Genomic DNA, 18,999 nt, shown 5'->3' on the forward strand with positions numbered 1-18,999 from the left:
ATAATATATTGGAGTGAAAGCGGTAATATCACCGCCGTCTGATAACTGTAGGCAGTGAATATTTTCCTCTCAAGAAAATAGAATATGATATTTTCGTCAATACTAATCCATTAATGCCAATTGAATTACTTAATTCATCGCATAATCCATCACCATTGATATATAGAGATATTTTTAAAACATCCACGCATATTATTTAGAATAAAATAATTCAAAAGCGTATTTCTTATTATCAGGCCACAAATTTGATGGCGGCGACTCTATTATGCGCGCCGCCCTCGTCTGACGCCCGGCAACAGTAGCCACAAGTGCGGGACGCGGCACAACACTTTGTTGGCAGGCCGACAGGATGTCGCAGTCCGTGTCTTGTTCCGCTCAATCACACCGGCGCCGCATCGCCACAGCCGCAGCAGCAGCCATCGTAACCATTTAAATTTTCTGCCTTTTCTGTATCAGGCGCTAACTGGCATAAGCCGTGCTAGGTCAGCCCATGACGGTGCGTCAGCCGGCAAAGCGTAGCTGGCGGCCTTCGACACCACAGAGAGGAACCCGTACATGGCAAGAAAGATGAAAACAATGGATGGCAACGCCGCGGCGGCGTATATCTCGTACGCCTTTACCGAGGTGGCGGCAATCTATCCCATCACCCCCTCCACGCCAATGGCTGAAAACGTGGATGAATGGGCGGCGCAGGGCAAAAAGAATCTGTTCGGCCAGCCGGTCAGAATGGTGGAAATGCAGTCGGAAGCCGGAGCGGCGGCGGCGGTGCACGGTTCGTTGCAGGCCGGCGCGCTCACCACCACCTATACCGCGTCGCAGGGGTTGTTGCTGATGATCCCCAACCTCTACAAAATCGCCGGCGAGCTATTGCCGGCGGTGTTCCACGTCAGTGCCCGCGCGCTGGCCACCAGCTCGCTCAATATTTTCGGCGACCACCAGGACGTGATGGCGGTGCGGCAAACCGGCTGCGCCATGCTGGCGGAGAGCAGCGTACAACAGGTGATGGACCTGTCCGCCGTAGCGCATCTGGCGGCGATCAAAGGCCGGGTGCCGTTCATCAACTTCTTCGATGGTTTTCGTACCTCCCACGAGATCCAGAAGATCGAACTGCTGGAGTACGACGAACTGGATGCGCTGCTGGACCGGCAGGCGGTGGAGCGCTTTCGCCGCGGCGCCCTGCATCCGGACCACCCGGTGGCGCGCGGCACCGCGCAAAACCCGGATATCTACTTTCAGGAGCGGGAATCGGTTAACCGTTTCTATCAGGCGCTGCCGGAACTGGTGGAGGAGACGATGGCGCACATCAGCCGGCTCACCGGCCGCGAATACCACCTGTTCAACTATTACGGCGCGCCGGACGCCGAACGCCTGATTATCGCGATGGGGTCGGTGTGCGAAACCATTCAGGAAACCGTCGATTACCTCAACCAGCGCGGCGAACAGGTCGGGCTGCTGACCGTGCACCTGTACCGCCCGTTTTCGCTGACGCATTTTTTTGCCGCCATCCCGCCCACGGTGCAGCGCATCGCGGTGCTGGACCGCACCAAAGAACCGGGCGCGCAGGCCGAGCCGCTGTATCTGGACGTAAAAAACGCCTTCTACAATCACGATACCCGGCCGCTGATCGTCGGCGGCCGCTATGCGCTGGGCGGCAAAGATATCGCACCGGCGCACATCGCCGCAGTTTTCAATAACCTGCTGCAGCCCATGCCGCAGGATGGTTTTACCGTCGGCATCGTGGACGATGTCACCCACAGCTCGCTGCCGCTGCCGGTCGATGACATCGATACCGCGCCTGCGGGCACCACCGCCTGCAAGTTCTGGGGACTCGGTTCCGACGGTACGGTCGGCGCCAATAAAAGCGCCATCAAGATCATCGGCGATCAGACGCCGATGTACGCGCAGGCCTATTTCTCTTACGACTCGAAAAAATCCGGCGGGATTACCGTGTCGCACCTGCGTTTCGGCTCCCAGCCGATTACCTCGCCGTACCTGATCCGCAACGCCGACTTTATCGCCTGTTCGCAGCAATCCTACGTCGATAAATACGACCTGCTGGCGGGGCTGAAACCCGGCGGCATTTTCCTGCTCAATTGCACCTGGAACCCGACGGAGCTGGAAGCGGCGTTGCCGGCGGCGATGAAACGCTATCTGGCGCGCAACCAGATTCGCTTCTATGTGGTCAACGCGGTGGACATCGCCCGACAGCTCGGGCTGGGCGGCCGCTTCAACATGATCATGCAGGCGGCATTCTTCAAACTGACCGGGATTATTCCCGCCGATACCGCCGCCGATTACCTGAAAAGCGCGGTCGCCCTGTCCTACGGCAAGAAGGGCCAGAGCGTGGTGGAGATGAATCAGTCCGCCATCGATCAGGGCATGCAGGCGCCGGTTCAGGTGCGCATCCCGAGCGAGTGGGCCGACCTGCCGGAACCTGTTGCGACCCTCGACGACACCCAGCCCGATTTTATCCGGCGTATTCTGACGCCGATGAACCGGCAGGAGGGCGATAACTTGCCGGTCAGCGCCTTTACCGGCATGGAAGACGGCACCTTTCCGCTCGGTACCGCGGCGTTTGAGAAACGCGGCATCGCCATCAGCGTGCCCGCCTGGCAACCGGAAGGCTGTACCCAGTGCAACCAGTGCGCGTTTATCTGCCCGCACGCCGCCATCCGCCCGGCGCTGCTGACCGAAGAAGAGCGGGCGCTGGCGCCCGACACCCTGCTCAGTAAACCGGCCACCGGCGCTAAAACGCTGCATTACCATCTGGCGGTGTCGCCGCTGGACTGCTCCGGCTGCGGCAACTGCGTGGATATCTGCCCGTCGCGCGGTAAATCGTTGACCATGCAGCCGTTGACGTCGCAGCAGCCCAAAATCGCGCTGTGGGAACAGGTGCTCGGCCTGCCGCCCAAAGCCAACCCGTTCAGCAAAACCACCGTCAAGGGCAGCCAGTTCGAGACGCCGCTGCTGGAGTTCTCCGGCGCCTGCGCCGGATGCGGCGAAACCCCTTACGCCCGCTTGATTACCCAGCTGTTTGGCGACCGCATGCTGATCGCCAACGCCACCGGTTGCTCCTCCATCTGGGGCGCCAGCGCGCCGTCCATCCCTTACGCCGCCAACCACCGCGGACACGGCCCCGCCTGGGCCAACTCGCTGTTTGAGGACAACGCCGAATTCGGATTGGGAATGCTGCTGGGCGGCAACGCCATCCGCGAACAGCTGGCCGGCGACGCCGCGACGGCGTTGATGCAACCGCTCAGCCCGGCGCTGGCCGACGCGCTCAACCTGTGGCTGGAACTGAAAGACCGCGGCGACGACACCCGCGAACGGGCCGATCGGTTAATCACCCTGCTGGAGCATGAAAAAGGCGACGATCCGGTGCTCAACCGTCTCTATCAGAACCGGGATTACCTCGCCAAACGGTCGCAATGGATTTTCGGCGGCGACGGCTGGGCCTATGACATCGGCTTCGGCGGGCTGGACCACGTGCTGGCTTCCGGCGAAGACATCAACGTGCTGGTGTTCGACACCGAGGTGTATTCCAACACCGGCGGCCAGTCGTCCAAATCCACCCCGGCGGCGGCGATGGCGAAATTCGCCGCCGAAGGCAAGCGCACCCGCAAGAAAGACCTCGGCCTGATGGCAATGAGCTACGGCTACGTGTACGTGGCGCAGGTAGCGATGGGCGCGGACAAGGCGCAAACGCTGCGCGCCATCGCCGAAGCGGAGGCCCACCCCGGCCCGTCGCTGGTCATCGCCTACGCCGCCTGTATCAATCACGGCCTGAAAGCCGGCATGGGATGCAGCCAGCGTGAAACCAAGAAGGCGGTGGAAGCAGGATACTGGAACCTGTATCGCTTTAACCCGCAGTTGCAGGCGGCGGGCAAAAACCCGTTCACGCTGGACTCCGACGAACCGGAAGCCGATTTCCAGGACTTTTTGATGGGAGAAGTGCGCTATAGCGCGTTACGGCGCCAGTACCCGGAGCAGGCGAGTCAGTTGTTCGCCAAAACCGAACAGGACGCCAGAGAGCGTTTCGAGCGGTACAAACGTCTGGCGGAGGGGTAATGCTGCCAGCGCCTATGATTGTCAGGCAAGGATAGCCGTTGCTCTGGCGCCTGCGTTGCAGGCGCCATCTTAATCACCGGGGAATCAGAATGACTGCAACGCGCCGATCTTCCCTTGCTGCCAGTTGGTTTCAGACTGGCGCAGCGCCTGACTGATATCCGCCAGCCGGTCGGAAGGCAGCGTTTTCGGCAGCAAATCCAACCCAACGGTCGAGAGAATTTGGCCGTAGGTATTGCGCAATTCCGCGTAGGCCAGATCCTGACGCAGATTAGCATTCAGGGCGTTCAGTTCGCCTTGAATCAATTGCAGTTCGCCGATGCTGTTGGCCTTATAGCGATTGCGCAGTTGTTCGGCAATCTGGCCGTCGAGATCGCGCAGTTCCACACTGGTTTTATACTGGCGCACCGCTTCGTTGAAGTTGGCGCGGGCGATATACAACTGTGCCATAACGGCCAGCGACATTGCCTGACGCTGCACTTCCGACACCTTTTCATTGGCCTGAGCGGTCTTATACGCCGCCGGTCCGGACAGCAGATTAAACAGGTTCCAGGTCACCTTCACGCCGACGTCGGCCCAGCTCTGGTTAACCATGAACGAGTTGCTGTCGTAGTGGCCGCCCGCGCTGACCTCCAGCCCCGGCAACATGCGCAGCAGAGATTTACGGGTTTCAGCTGCGTGAACGCGCACCTGATAATCCTGCTCCTTCAGTTCCGGACGGCTAAGCAGCGCGGTCTGTTCCAGGGTATTGAAGTCGACGTTTAATTGCGGCACCGGCATGTCGTTACTGTTCGGCAACGCCAGCGTATACGGGGTATCCAGCGGCAGATTCATCAACGTCGCCAGTTCGGTCTTCGCCAGCGACAATGCCCGGCGTTGTTCTTCCAATTGGCGCACCGCGTCAATCAGCGCACGGCGATAACTGAGCGCTTCAACCGGATCGCCGACCTGCTGCGTACTCATGTGCTCACTGGCTTCGCGCGCCTGATTCACCCGATCGATCAGGCTATCAATCCGCCCCAGCAGGCGCTCTGCCGCTACCGCCCGCCAGTACGCCGAGCGCACGTCCTGAATAATGGTATGGACGACCTTGCGCTTACGCTCGTCGGCGATCCAGCGCTGATCGGCCTTTTGTTTGGCGCTGACATAACTGACGCCGAAATCCAGCACGTTCCACACCATCGTCAGGTCGGCAACGTCGCGGTCGCGTTCCAGCGAGGTGGAAGGCTCCAGCGATTGCCGCCCGGTTTCGATGCTGCGGCTACTGGACGCGCTGGTGTTGCTGCGCCCGACATAGCCCGCCGACATCGCCATCTGGGGCAGCATGTCATAGCGCGCCAGCTCCAGTTGCTGTTGCGACAACGCCTGCTCCATCACCTTAAGCCGGGCTTCCAGGTTGTATTTAAGCGCCCTCGCCATCGCATCGTACAAGGTAATGGGCGCCGTTACCGGCTCCTGTTTGCTGAACATGGCGACCTTATCCAGCTGGATACGTTGCTCGCTTTGTTCTTTCGAAATAGGCTGACTGGTGACGGCACAACCGCTCATCGTCATGACGATGAGGCTGAGACTGAAAAGTTTCCGACCCTTTGACACGATTTCACTCCTGACCTTTGTTGTTATTTTTCGGCTGCTATTGTCATCACTACTGCTATTGCCACGAATGCCTTGTCCCAAGACCGCGTTTATCCTTGCTGTCTATCGTTACTGCTCTGACCGCGATCGGCCTGAACGCTATTGAACTGCCCCATATCGAGCAACGCCTGTTCAATGGCGGCCAAACGTTGCGATTCCATGTCCCCAATGTGCCGCAACTGACGCTCCAGGCCGGGGGCGAACTCCATCGCCATGCCGCCGGATGGCGTCGTAAGCCGCGCCTCATTTCCGGTGTTGCCTGCGTTGACGCTAATGTCACGCCAGCTACCGCCGGAGAACACCGCCATCGGCGACAAGGAAGGCAGGTTGATCCCTGAAAACACGCCTGCCAGCGAAGAGCTTCCGCCCAGCGCGCCGCCGGTATTGAAACTGGGGAATGACCCCAGCGAACTTTCAAACCGGTTGGCGCCGCCGGAAACAGCGCCCTGCCCGAAGGCACCGGCGATCTGACTGACCGGCGCGCTACCGGTTTGCTGCGTATTCTGGGACGCCTGAAAGATCGTTGACGTTGCCGTCGTGTTGTCTGTCGTTACGCCGGTATTCAGTGAGCCGAGCGGCGTCGGGGCAAATAATGCGCCTAACGTGATCGGCGCATTGGGCGCCACCGTAATCATCGGCACCGGCGCAGCGTTAGTCGGCATCGACCCCACGCCGTTGACCCTGAATTCCGGGTCGCCGTTATCCACACTATTGCCGTTATCCACATTATTGCTGTTATCCACACTGCTGCCGGTGACGACAAGCCCAAAGGTGGTGCTGACCGAGGCATTACCGCTGTCGGTCGCCGTTACCCGAATGGTCAGGTTACCCACATCGCCGTTGCCCGGCGTGCCTGAGAAGGTGCGCGTCGGCGGATTGAAAGCCAGCCAGCCCGGCAGCGCCGAACCATCCGCCTGCGTCGCGCTCAACGTCAGCGTATCGCCGGTATCGGGATCGGTGAAAATACCGGCCGGTACGGTAAAGCTGAAGCCACCGTTTTGTGTCGCCGTTTGAGCATTCAGCGAGCCGGACACCACGGGCGCATCGTTGACGTTGGTGACGGCCAGCCCGAAGGTGGTGCTGACCGAGGCATTGCCGCTGTCGGTCGCCGTCACCCGAATGGTCAGGTTGCCCACATCGCCGTTACCCGGCGTGCCCGAGAAGGTGCGCGTCGACGGGTTGAAAGCCAGCCAGCCCGGCAGCGCCGAACCATCCGCCTGCGTCGCTCTTAACGTCAGCGTGTCGCCGACATCGGGATCGGTAAAAGTGCCGGCCGGTACGGCAAAGCTGAAGCTGCCGTTTTGCGCGATGGTCTGGTCGGCCACGGGTAGGGAAACGACCGGCGGAAGATTACTGTTGTTAACCGTTAACCCGAAGGTGGTGCTGACCGAGGCATTGCTGCTGTCGGTCGCGGTTATCCGGATGGTCAGGTTGCCCACATCGCTGTTGCCCGGCGTGCCCGAGAAGGTGCGCGTCGACGGGTTGAAAGCCAGCCAGACCGGCAGCGGTGAACCATCCGCCAGCGTCGCGCTCAACGTCAGCGTGTCGCTGCTGTCGACGTCAATAAACGTACCGGCTGGCACCGTGAAACTGAACACCGTATCTTTCGTCGCGCTTTGACCACTGACAGTGCTGCCGACGGTCGGCGCATCATTCACGCTGGTCACCGCCAGCGACGCCTGCGCACTATTGGTAGAGAACGCGCTGCTGCCGCCGGAGGTCGAGGTATCCGCCAGGCCCTTGCTGGCACCCGCCGTCGCCGTGCCGCTGGTTTGATCCCAGGCTCTGAAACCTAACGTTGCGGTTTCGCCGTTGGCGCGGTCCGGCATATAGCGAATCTGCGCCGTCGAACCAAGCAACAGGGCAGATGACCCCGATACCGTACCGACATTAAACCAGTTGGCTCCGCTGTCGGTGGAGTATTGCCAGCCGCCATTCCCCACCGTCGAGGTAATGGCGATACCGCTGGAGGCTCCGCTGTCTACGTCGCCATAGCCGGCATTGCCGAGCAACGACGACACAGTGGTCGCGGCAGATGTCACGTCTTCGGTCGTCGGCGTCAGTGCAACGGTCACGCCGCTGGATAAGGTCGGCGCATCGTTGACGTTGCTCACTGCCAGTGACGCCTGCGCGCTGTTGGCGGAGAATGCGCTGCTGCCGCCGGTGGTCGAGGTATTCGCCAGCCCCTTGCTCGCGCCCGCCGTCGCCGTGCCGCTGGTTTGATCCCAGGCTCTGAAACTGAAGGTGGCGGTTTCGCCATTGGCGCTGTCCGGCATATAGCGGATCTGCGCCGTCGAACTGAGCAGCAGCGCCGACGAGCTGGATACCGTGCCGACGCTGAACCAGTTGCTCCCGCTGTCCGTCGAATATTGCCACGCCCCGTTGCCGGTCAGCGCCGTCAGCGCGATACCGCTGACGGCGCCGCTGTCCACATCCGCGTAACCTGCAGAGCTCAGCAGCGACGATACCGTCGTGGACGACGAAGCGGCGTCTTCCGTCGTGGTGGTCAGCGTAACCGTGGCGCCGCTGGATAAAGTCGGCGCATCGTTGACGTTGCTCACGGCCAGTGACGCCTGCGCGCTGTTGCTAGAGAACGCGCTGCTGCCGCCGGTAGTCGAGGTATCCGCCAGCCCCTTGCTGGCACCTACTGTCGCCGTACCGCTGGTTTGATCCCAGGCTCTGAAACTGAAGGTGGCGGTTTCGCCATTGGCGCTGTCCGGCACATAGCGGATCTGCGCCGTCGAACTGAGCAGCAGCGCCGACGAGCTGGATACCGTGCCGACGCTGAACCAGTTGCTCCCGCTGTCCGTCGAGTATTGCCACGTCCCGTTGCCGGTCAGCGCCGTCAGCGCGATACCGCTGACGGCGCCGCTGTCCACATCCGCGTAACCTGTAGCACTCAACAACGACGACACCGCCGTGGACGACGAGGTGACGTCTTCCGTCGTGGTGGTCAGCGTAACCGTGGCGCCGCTGGATAAAGTCGGCGCATCGTTGACCGGCGTAATAGTGAGCACCGCCTGATTGCTGCCGGCGCTGTTTAGCGAACCGTCATTGAAGGTCCAGTTCAGGGTTACGCTGGTCGGCGGATTGTCGGAACTGTTGGCATAGGTCAGGGATTGCAGCACGGCATCGACGATGACCGAGGTCGCGTTGATGTTGAACGTCAGCGCCAGCGTACCGTTCGAATTGGTGGTGACGCTGCCCACCGTCGTGCCGTTGTACGTGAAGTTTTGTCCTTGCGTCAGCATCCCCAGCAAGCCGCTGTTGCCGAAGATATCATTACTGCTGGCTCCGCCGTTGCGGGCGATGGTAATCGACGCGCCGTTATAGTTGCCAAGTCCGGTGTTAAGCGCATCCAGCTCGGTGTCAGCGACCGTGACATCGCTGTCTATCACCACCGCGCTGCCATTTTCGGTATAGGTGGCTCCGCCGTTCAGGTTGCTGAATACCGGCGCGGTATTGGAGGTCGAGGTTATCGACGAGCTGTTGCTCGCCGTCAGGCCGCCCGAGGTAGCCCGCAGCGCCAGCGTATTGGTGCTGCCGCTGTTGGTGTACTGGATAATGAGGCCGGTGTAGGTGGCAATACCACCGGAGGGCGTCAGCGTCACCGTCGTGCCGCTGGCGTCCTGATCGCCGGAGGTGACCGACAGGCTGTTGACGGTGCCGTCAACGGTGCCGTCGTTAGGATCGGTCACCGAGAGCACGATATTGGTGGTGTAATCCTGATCCACCATGCCATTGGCATCTACCGCCTGCACGACCGGCACCGTGCTGAAACTGGTGCTTTGCCCATTCTGAATGGTGACGGGCACCGGCTGGGTGGAAAAAACCAGCCTTGTTGCGACCACATCCGGATCAATTGACGCCGAGGCGGCGCTGACCAGGCTGCCAGATGCGGCGGTAAGCACAAAGTTGGCGTCGGCGTCGCTGGCCGAGGTGTATTTCACGCCGCTGAAGGTAGCGATACCGCTTGATGCCGCCACCGACGTGGTGCCGGTCAGCGAGCCGCTGCCATTTTCGCTCAGCGTGACGGTGCCGCTGAAATCAGTATCGATATTGCCGCGATCGTCAACGGCGATCACGACAGGCTGGGTGGTAAAGTTAATGCCGCTGACCACCGCGGTGGACGGCGACTGGCTGTAAATCAGTTTGGTTGCCGCCACATCAATGCTGGCGCCGCTGCCGTTGGTCACATTGGCCTGGCTGCCGGCAAAGGTGGAACTGCCTGACCCGGTAGTGAAGCTGCTGGCATTCACCGACAGCACCACCGTGTGGTGATCCGTAATGTCGTTACTGCCGGTGTTGTCGTTGTAATACGCCTTGATGGTGTAAGTTTCGCTGCTGCTATTGGCAATCGACAGGCTGAGCCCGGAAAACGTGATTCTGCCGGTGCTGCTGTCGTACGTACCAACTACGTTGGTGGCATCCGGGCCGCTGAGCAGAAACCGCATCTGGCTCAGTTCCGATGACGTCGCCGTCCCGCTGACATTGGCGTAAAAAGCGCTGACGGTGGTGGCCGAACCATCCGACGTACCGGGGTCGGTAATGGTGAAGTCCAGCAGCGAGGCGGCGCTGGCCGCAGAGGTGGCGGTGGTGGAGAATGTCGTCGCTTCGCTGGCCGGCCCGGCAGTCACGGTCGATGTCGCATCTACCGAAGACGCGGCCCGAATATTGTTTAACACCAGGTTATCCAGGTAGTACTCGTTGGTACCCGAGGTAGTAATGGTAATTGAGGACACGCCGACAAAATTGCTGTTAAAGCCGCTGACCGTGGTATAAGACACCGCCCCGGGAAATGTCAGTACCCCGCTCTTATTGTCCCCACTGGTCGATTTACTGGATGAAACCGTGTAGTTCATGTTCCCGACGCCATCGGCATTCAACATATCCAGTGAAGACAAGTCAAAAATATAGCCGGGAATGCTGATGGTGAAAGTCAGCGAATTTGACGAGCTGGAACCATCCGTTTGCACGTCGTATATCATGGTATTGCCATCGCTGTTTAACCCAGCCAGCACGTTACCGACAAAATCGAAATGCAGGGTGTGCGTCCCTTCCTGCCAGGTCTGGTTATTACCGCTACCGCCGCTGGAACCGGCTTCAAAAGTAAAGGTATCCAGCACGCGGGTATATTCGCTCTGCGTAGCCGCCGTTAGCGCGATGTCGGTGTTTATCTCGCCTACTTGCGCTTCCAACACCCAGTCGCCGTTCAACGTCGCCGACCCGGTCAGATCGGTAGACGCCGCCACATCGGCCCCGGTTAGTGCGGCCAGATCGCTGATGAAAGCCTGCCCATTGGTTCCTTCCGCCACATTACAGCCATAAAGCAGAATATCGCCGGAGTCGCTCAACGCCTGGCCGATGGTCGTCAGGTCGGCGCGTCTGCTGGCAAGCATACTGTCGGTCAACGTGACGCTCCCCAGCGTCAGGCTGCCTTCGCCACCATTGCTGATGATATGGATGGCTTCATAACCGGTATGCGTTTGCGCCCATTGCGCTATCTGGCTTAATCCATCCTTGCCGGCATCCAGCAGCACCACCTCAACCCCGTCTTTCACACCGCTGGCCAACTGCTGGTAATCCGCCACCGAGGTGTCAATAAACACCACTTCTTTATGCGTGGCGCTGCCAGCAACCGCAACGCTGCTGTCTGCCGAAGTCGTCGAATCCTGGGTATCGGTATTGTGGCTGGTCGCCTCAGTCGCTTTTTGGTCAGATTGACTGCTGTCGGCATGCGACGCGGTATCGGTTGTCGCGGTTTGCGTAGCCGTATTTTGAGTGGCGGCAGTCTGTTCAACAGTGGCAGCCACCGCGCCATCAAACAGCATTCGCGCTTCCAGCATGACCCCCAGAGGCGATTCCGCGTTGAACTCAGCGCCCTGTGAAACCTGACGACTTTTTTTACCCAGCCAATGACGCCACAACATAAGGATACCTTTCAGGATGTGATTTATTTACAACACAGACCAGCCCGCGTTATGCCGAACTGGTCTGTTTTTTCAGATAATTGCCCCGCGAACCATCCTGTTAGTCATCAATCAGGACGCGGTGGATACAGTCCATTGGCCATAATGCAAACAGTCAGCCCTTGCGAAGGCGACTGGGTCGCCACGTTAACCACCGGCTGCGCTACCCCTGTCACGCTTACCGCCACTGTTCCGCCAGTGACTGTCGGTATCGTTATCGGGAACGACGGAATCGTTGGCGTACCCGTTACCGTACCGCCGCTAATAGACGAGGTAATGGTGCCGCTCACCGGGCCGGTAAGCGTCTGGCTAGGCCCGATAGTAGTATCGGCAGCCGCCGTAGGATTATAAATATTAGGTGCCCCCAACGCGGGTTTGGCCAGTATCGCGCCATTGGTGGGTAGCGGCGCGCTACCGGCGACAGTCGCCCCCCCGGCAATCTTCAGCAGGCCGGAAGTCGCTGCCGTCAGGCTGTGCGTATTGGTGATGGTCTGGCCGCTTACCGTTAGCCCGGTACCGGTTTTTTCCGGCACCGTTACCGTGGTCGTAGAGGTGGTTGCGGTAAAGGCCGCGATGTGGTTATGCGCGGGTAAAGGCACGGTAACATTCACCGCCGGATTACCGATTTTCTGCCCGAGGGTGACGGTCTGTAACCCGAGCCCGGTACCCGTTCCGACTGCCGAGCGTCCACGCAAATCAGGTATCCCGAAGGTGGTTGAGCCGTTGCCGCCGAACTGGAATCCCAGCAGGGAGTACAACGCCTGATAGCTATTGATAGGGACAGTCTGACCGTTGGCCGGAAGCCAGCCGCGCGGGCAAAAAGACATGGCAAAAGAACACACGGTGCCGGTGTAGGCTTCGTCATTACAAGCTGCCGCACTTTGGGGCAGAAAAGCGCTCACGGCAATAGCAGTAGTGATGGCTGATTTTACAAATAAACGCTGAATATGCCTCATACACATCCCTCCTGGAGGAATAGTTGGTTTAATAAATTAACGTTATTAATAGCCAGCATTATAATTTGGATTGAAAATCAAATAACAAGACTACGGTGACGCTGTAAAATCTGTATGACTACTCTGGAATATAGCTCAGCCAGAGAAAAATTCCCTACAAAAAAACAACACTACTTTACATTTTTCATTCAAATGAAATAAATAGAAAAAACAATTTTTTTTGTTTTAATTAGAATAAGATAGTGTGGCCGCACCCGTTCGGAGCCATATCACAGCGAATCCTCACCTTATAACGATGACAAACGCCTTACGGCCACAGCCAATATGACGAACATCCCCTGAAGCCTCCCGGCGTATTCGCATCAGAAACCGCTTTCCCGGATCCCCAGCGCCGCCACCCGACGCCATACCGCACCGAGGATGGATTCTTTTTCTCCTTCAAGAATGACGCTGCCCCGTAGCGGCTGTTGCGGCGGCGAAAACCGCCCGTCCTGCACCGTAAAACGGACGCCATACTGCGCCTGCACCGGTTGGGGGTTATGGTCCCGATCCCGGCGCACGGCGATAGGGCCGTGGCGATCGGACGCCAGCATCTCTTGCTGTAGCCAGGCCACGCCGGTTGGCGCGATGTCTTTCAACTGCACCGCAATGTGGGGATAAGCCGGGTCATCCGCGATAAAATCACCGGTCATGCCCACCTGAGCCCGTTTCAGCGTGTCTTCGGGCAAATACCCTTGTACTTTTCCGCTCCCCTGCTCGACGACACGTAACAAAGGCATGTCGGTGGTCAGCCAGCGGCCTGCGGTCATATCCCGCGCCACATCTCTGATTTTCCCTGCCTGCGGCGCCGTGATCGACAACCGCTGACGCTGCGCATCCAGTCCCCGATAACGAGCCAACGATTCGGCCAGTTGCCTGTCAAGCACCTGGGTTTCGCTGGCGGTTTCCTGACGCCCGGCGCCCCGCTGCCGTTTTTGCTGCAACACCGCAATCTGCTGGCGTTCAATGTTGATGCGATAATCCAGATCGGACGACGTCAGTTCCAGCAACACCTCGCCGGCTTTCACCTGCTGGCCGTCCGTTACATGCAAGGCTTTAACCTGTGCGGCAATGGGCGCGTAAAGCACGCTGACGTTTTCAGCCTCCAGCACCGCCGGAATACGGACGCTGCCGCGCCAGGGAAACAGCAGAAACAGCAGCACAGCCGCCAAAATCAACCCCGAACGCCACAGGCTGACAGGATGAGCAGTTTTACGCATGGACCACCAGATATGCGCTTCCTTAACCACTGGAAGCGCGATAAACCAACCAATTTCCACCAGCATCAGGACGATGCCGACCACCTTGATAAAAAAGTGATACACCACCAGCGCAATGCCGAAAAACAGAAAGAAACGCCATATCCACGAGGCGTATCCCCAGATCAGCAGTTTGCGTTGCATCGCGGGCGACCAGGTTTGCGGCGCCGGGCGGCCGTAGCCGAACAGCGCTTCGCGCAGCCGCCAGCGACACAGGGCATACGCGCGCTCCTGCAGGTTTTCCACCCGCCAAAAGTCGCTCAGCAGAAAGTACCCGTCAAAACGCATCAACGGGTTGAGGTTAACCGCCAGCGTGGTTATCCAGGTTACGCTGGAAAGCATGAAAGCAGCGGTGCGTATCGGTCCGTCAGGCAGCAGCGACCACGCCAGCAGGGCGACGCATGCCAGCATCAGCTCCGCCAGAATACCGCCCGCGCTGATCAGTAGCCGGGCGTGGCGGTCCCGGAGCTTCCAGGCGTCGCTGACATCGGTATAAAACAGCGGGAACAGCACGATAAAGGCCACCCCCATGTTTTGCACCCGGCAACCGGCGCGTTTAGCCATAAAAGCATGCCCCAGCTCATGGATGAATTTGGCGCCGACCAGCGCCACACCGAAGGCGGCCGCCCCTTGCAGGCTGAACAGATGGGGAAAAGAGTGGATATAACGGACCCAGTCCCGGCTGACTAAAAATCCCCCCAGCAGCAGTATTAGCGGTAACGCGATCCGCAGAAACGGCCGGCCGTAACGTTGCAGCCAGGGCCAGCAACGGCTGAGCACCGGGTCCGGACGCCATAATGGAATCCGGAAAAACAGATACTGATGCAGCAGGGTTTTCCACAGACTGATCCGCAATGCCGCAGCCTTGATGGCATAGCCTTGCCGTTGCAGCGGGTCGCTGGCGGCAATCAGATCGTGGTTACGCAGAAACCGCAGCAGTTGTTCCAGTTCTTTATCCTGCAAGGGCAAACCGGGCTCGCGGTTGGCGGCGTCCAGCACCCATTTGGGATGGCGCAGCGACCAGTGCCGCAACAGACGGATCGCCGACGGTGCCAGTTTAAAGTAGCGCCCGGTGACCGGGTCGGCCAGCACCCACTGCGGCGCGCCGTCCAGACCGGTGGCGGACTCCACCAGTTGCAGGTCGGTTCTCAGTTCGGGCAGAAAACCACTCATAGACCGACCGATTGACGCAACACGGCGAGCGGCCGCCGGAACAGATACACCGCCAGCGGCACATATTCGCCGGAAACTTTAGCGGTGCCGCGTAGCCCGATGCGCGGCGGCTCGCCGGTGAAACGCGCATCCAGCCGGTAAGCCAGGTTGCCCGCCGGGGTCTGTTCCGACTCGTAAGCGACGCGATCCAGCAGGGCGCCATGCGGCGTCACCGGATCGCTATCGAGAAACAGGGTGATCGGCGCATCCGGCTCCAGTCGAATGGCATCGCCGACATCCAGTTCGATGCGCAGCGATACCGATGCCGGATCGGCTAATTCCATCAATCGTTCACCGGTACGGACCGGTTTACCGGTCCAGCGTTCGGCCTCGGCAAACACCGCGATGCCGTCGCGTTCTGCTCGAATTTCAGCGCGACTCAACAAGGCATTGGCGTAATCACGCTCGGCGCGCTTTTGCGCCACCTGTGCGGCCAGAAAATCCAGCTTCGCCTTGGAATCGGCGTCCTGAAAAGCGCGTTGCGAATTGGCGCGGTACTCCGCTTCCGCCACATTCAACGCCCGTTCGGCAACATCCGCCTGCGCTTTCAGGGTGGTATCGTCAAAGCGCACCAGCAGGTCGCCCTTGCGCACGCTCTGGTTTGGTTGAACGGCAAACGCCTGAATCACGCCATCCAGCGGCGCGGCGACTACTCGCCCGTTGAACGGAATCACCTCTGCCGGAGCAAGCACTGACTGACGCACCGGGATGAACAGGCACCCGACGAGCAGCAGGCAGGGAATAGCCAGTTTCCACCGCCAGCGGGTGCGCCGCCAGACCGGTTGCGGCTCCAGCGCCAGCCAGGCATGACTAAACGCATGAGCCAGTTGTTCCGCCAGCAATTGCTCGGCGCTCTGCCAGGGCTGCTCGCGGGCATACCAGATGCCGCCAAATGTGCGTCCCTGACGGTCTTGCAGCGGCGCCCACAGCACTTCGGGCGCCGACAACGCCAGCCAGTCATTACGGCTTTGTTGATCCAGCGACGCTGCGGTTACCACCGCACACTGCTCATGCTGCCGAGCGTTCTGCAACTGCGCGCCGGCTCGCTCGATAAACGCGACAAAGGGCGCATGCGGCGCCGGCTGAGTCACGCCAGTCACCGCCCGCACCGTGCCGTTGATCACCAGCGCGGCGTGGCGAAACCCAAACAGCGTCTGGCTGTCGTTAACGATGCAATAAGCCAGCGCTTCGGTCGTGTTCGCCGAGCGCGCCTGACGTTCGATGTCCAGAAAGCGGGCGAAGATACGTTCGCCGGAAACAGGGGGCGTATTGCTCACGGTTTCTCCGGAAAATGTGCTGTGCCACTCATTCCTGCCATCAACGCAGTGTCTTTGGTTTCGATGACGCCGGTCAGGCTGAGAGTCTGGCTGCTTTCATCAATACGCGCCCCCAGTCTGGATACGCTGGCCTGCAGCGGCGTGCCGGTTTCATCGGGCGTAAACGTAAAGGTCAGCCCGGGTTTCAACATCGACAGCCAGCGGGACGGCACCAGCAGATTAATCTCCAGATGGCGGTTGTTGACGATATCCAGCACCGGCGCGCCCGGCGCGACGCTTTCATAAGCCTGAGCGCGCCGCTTAACCACCTGACCGTCGAACGGCGCCAGAATACGGCAACGATTAACCTGAATCTGGTAAACCTGGCTTTCCGCCTGCGATTGCGCCAGACGCGCGGCGGACAAGGATACCGCGTGCTTTCCCACCGACTTCAGTTGCGCCAGTTGCTGGTTCTGGCTCAGTTCCGCTTCCGCCGCGCGCATCGCCGCCTGAGACGCCGCCAACTGCGCCTGATAGATGGCACAGTCAAAACGCGCCAGCAGGTCGCCTTTTTTGAATGACTCCCCTTCCCTGAACGGCATTTCCACAATGCGCCCGGCCAGATCGCTGGAAATCGTCGCCTGATCCACCGCCACCAGCATCCCACGCGCCTGATTGTCTGCCGTCGCAAGCGGCTGACCCGCGCTAGTGGGAAGCGGGGAAAGTTCGGGAGCGCTGGCCTGGCTCGCTCCACTGAATCCCGCAGTACAGAAAACCAACACCTTCAACGCATCACAAAACATGAATTTGCTGAAATTATTCACACCAGCCTGCCTTAATCTCGTTGTAGCATAAATTTAATTATTAACAGGTTATCGGCTCTGAATCGCTGAGCCACAGAAATATATCCGCCGTCCGTCCATCAGACGCGAATCAAATCAGTCATCAGGGCAAACAAAACGACCGAGGGCACATTGAACGCCATCGGTCGCGGTTCTGTCGATTATTTCCGTCACACGTTTATGACGCGGGTATCACGGCATATATCCATCATACTTCAAGTTACCGCTGCGTTGGCTGCCCTCGCTCACCCCAGTCACCGACTAATGAAGGTATCGCTCCACGGCGCTCACACACGTTAGCGTGTAAAAAAAATTAGTGATAAAGCAATCAGGCCGCCTCCTCTTTTATGCGGTCCTCTCAGCAATGAGAGGCCGCATTCCCCAAGAGTAAAACGCGTGAGATGAGAAAAATCAGTCGAGATCTTCAGGCGGCAAAAAACGCGGCGACTGGCGTAACAGCGTCAACAAGTGTGCTTGCAGCGGTTGTTCCAGCACGGCAAGCCGGGCATCAACCGTTTGATAAAACGCCTCATCTTTGGCGGCGAAATCAGCGTTTTCCTCCTGCCATTTCGTCTGCCATGCGTTGAACTTCTCGTTAGTCGGCGCCTGATCAGACATCAAGTCTTCCTGCGCTTTGAACCAGAGGTCGCGTTTTGCCGGCATGGCCCGTTCCGCCGGCGTCCAGCCCGCGTCAATTTGCGCGATTTGCCACAAAATGACATTGATGGGATCCCGTAGCGTTTGCCATGTTTCCGAAGCCGCGACAGGGGCAGGCGACAATGCGGCGAGGATATCGACCAGCGCATTCTCAAGCTCTTGCGTCGCGTCCTGTTCGGCTTTCCAGGCGGAGGTATATTGCCGGAAAGGCTCCCAGTCGCGTTCCGACACCGCCTGTCCCGATAAATAGCGGTCGGTCAGCGCCAGCCACTGTTTACGCAAGGCATCCAACTGCGGCGCCCGCAGCCAGTCAGACCAGGGCTGGCAGGCATCGATCAACAAAAAGCGCACCCATTGCAGCGGCACCGCCCAGATGTCCTTGTCCGGCGTCAACACCTCAAACAGTGCCTCGGCCTGTTCCGGCGTCAGGAACGGCGCCGACTCCAGAATCACGGCGAAAGCGGTCGGCAGTCCGGTCACACGCTCAAACACCGTCATGGATTCATGGTGCGCCAGCGTGGCGGAAATCGTCCCGCGCTCGTCCGCCCAATACGGTGTGGAAGCGCGCACCACCGCCCCTGCGGCGGCATGCTGTCTCAGCCGCTGCGCCAGAAAGGCGTGTAATGGCGGGTCACCGTAAAACGCAGGCCAGGGCGCGTCGGTTCGAAGCGATGCGGCCGGCAGGTTTTCCAGAACGATGCCCTCAGACTGTAGCCATTGCTTAAGCTCCGATAGCGTTAGGGCGCCCATTTGCCGCGAGGCCAGCTTCCCATGCTTAAACAGCAGCAACGTGGGAATAAACCGGGGCCGGGCGCCTCGCACGAATTCATCGTGGAAATAGAGGAAAATACCGGTACACAAAGAATTCTGGTTAAAGACACGCTGGGTCAGACCCATATGACCGCCATCAGTGCCGTCAATCAGGTCGAGCGTGTTTTGGGCTTGAATCACCGCTTGCCGCCCGCTATCGGCATCACGTATCCGGAACAGTCCGCTGATTTGCAGGCCGATATTACCGCTATGGCCGCCATGGGGTTGTCGGTGCTGCCTTGTTGATTAATGCTTTTGTTAAACCCGATGAGAGGCAAAGACCCGATTATGAATTTGTC

9 protein-coding genes are annotated in these 18,999 nt (G+C 59.3%); 2 read left to right on the forward strand and 7 right to left on the reverse strand.

Annotated elements, in window-relative coordinates; all coding sequences use genetic code 11:
- Window positions 1-555 precede the first annotated feature (555 nt).
- Complete coding sequence (gene nifJ / locus CPA59_RS20055) at window positions 556-4,068, forward strand: pyruvate:ferredoxin (flavodoxin) oxidoreductase (protein WP_107760556.1); 3,513 nt, start codon at window positions 556-558, stop codon at window positions 4,066-4,068.
- 84 nt (window positions 4,069-4,152) lie between these two features.
- On the opposite strand, the gene CPA59_RS20060 is transcribed toward nifJ, so the two are convergent.
- The 7 genes from CPA59_RS20060 to CPA59_RS20090 all read right to left on the reverse strand — a co-directional run bounded on the left by CPA59_RS20060 (window position 4,153) and on the right by CPA59_RS20090 (window position 18,787).
- Window positions 4,153-5,661, reverse strand: a complete 1,509-nt coding sequence (locus CPA59_RS20060; RefSeq protein ID WP_049854748.1) for a TolC family protein — start codon at window positions 5,659-5,661, stop codon at window positions 4,153-4,155.
- Between the two features lie 89 nt (window positions 5,662-5,750).
- Complete coding sequence (locus CPA59_RS20065) at window positions 5,751-11,630, reverse strand: DUF4347 domain-containing protein (RefSeq protein WP_174213755.1); 5,880 nt, start codon at window positions 11,628-11,630, stop codon at window positions 5,751-5,753.
- Window positions 11,631-11,737: 107 nt separating this feature from the next.
- Complete coding sequence (locus CPA59_RS20070; protein WP_049854750.1) at window positions 11,738-12,625, reverse strand: phage tail protein; 888 nt, start codon at window positions 12,623-12,625, stop codon at window positions 11,738-11,740.
- Window positions 12,626-12,987: 362 nt separating this feature from the next.
- Complete coding sequence (locus CPA59_RS20075; protein ID WP_107760558.1) at window positions 12,988-15,096, reverse strand: biotin/lipoyl-binding protein; 2,109 nt, start codon at window positions 15,094-15,096, stop codon at window positions 12,988-12,990.
- Window positions 15,093-16,412, reverse strand: a complete 1,320-nt coding sequence (locus tag CPA59_RS20080; RefSeq protein WP_107760560.1) for an efflux RND transporter periplasmic adaptor subunit — start codon at window positions 16,410-16,412, stop codon at window positions 15,093-15,095. The genes CPA59_RS20075 and CPA59_RS20080 overlap by 4 nt, the downstream gene beginning before the upstream one ends.
- The gene (locus CPA59_RS20085; RefSeq protein ID WP_038920360.1) at window positions 16,409-17,215 is read right to left on the reverse strand and encodes an efflux RND transporter periplasmic adaptor subunit; all 807 of its coding nucleotides are present in this window, start codon (window positions 17,213-17,215) and stop codon (window positions 16,409-16,411) included. The genes CPA59_RS20080 and CPA59_RS20085 overlap by 4 nt, the downstream gene beginning before the upstream one ends.
- 429 nt (window positions 17,216-17,644) lie before the next feature.
- Window positions 17,645-18,787, reverse strand: coding sequence for a thioredoxin family protein (locus tag CPA59_RS20090; protein WP_107760562.1), 1,143 nt, complete (start codon window positions 18,785-18,787; stop codon window positions 17,645-17,647).
- Between CPA59_RS20090 and CPA59_RS22950 the strand changes: the two genes are divergently transcribed.
- The gene (locus CPA59_RS22950; RefSeq protein WP_159077961.1) at window positions 18,788-18,946 is read left to right on the forward strand and encodes a hypothetical protein; all 159 of its coding nucleotides are present in this window, start codon (window positions 18,788-18,790) and stop codon (window positions 18,944-18,946) included.
- Window positions 18,947-18,999 lie beyond the last annotated feature (53 nt).

This window comes from Dickeya sp. Secpp 1600, from assembly GCF_003049805.1.
GTDB lineage: Bacteria > Pseudomonadota > Gammaproteobacteria > Enterobacterales > Enterobacteriaceae > Dickeya > Dickeya fangzhongdai.

Coding starts and splice junctions, on each gene's coding strand:
- CPA59_RS20065 (WP_174213755.1), bottom strand. CDS start 11,630: ATGTTGTGGCGTCATTGGCTGGGTAAAAAAAGTCGTCAGGTTTCACAG.
- nifJ (WP_107760556.1), top strand. CDS start 556: ATGGCAAGAAAGATGAAAACAATGGATGGCAACGCCGCGGCGGCGTAT.
- CPA59_RS20090 (WP_107760562.1), bottom strand. CDS start 18,787: ATGGGTCTGACCCAGCGTGTCTTTAACCAGAATTCTTTGTGTACCGGT.
- CPA59_RS22950 (WP_159077961.1), top strand. CDS start 18,788: ATGACCGCCATCAGTGCCGTCAATCAGGTCGAGCGTGTTTTGGGCTTG.
- CPA59_RS20075 (WP_107760558.1), bottom strand. CDS start 15,096: ATGAGTGGTTTTCTGCCCGAACTGAGAACCGACCTGCAACTGGTGGAG.
- CPA59_RS20070 (WP_049854750.1), bottom strand. CDS start 12,625: ATGAGGCATATTCAGCGTTTATTTGTAAAATCAGCCATCACTACTGCT.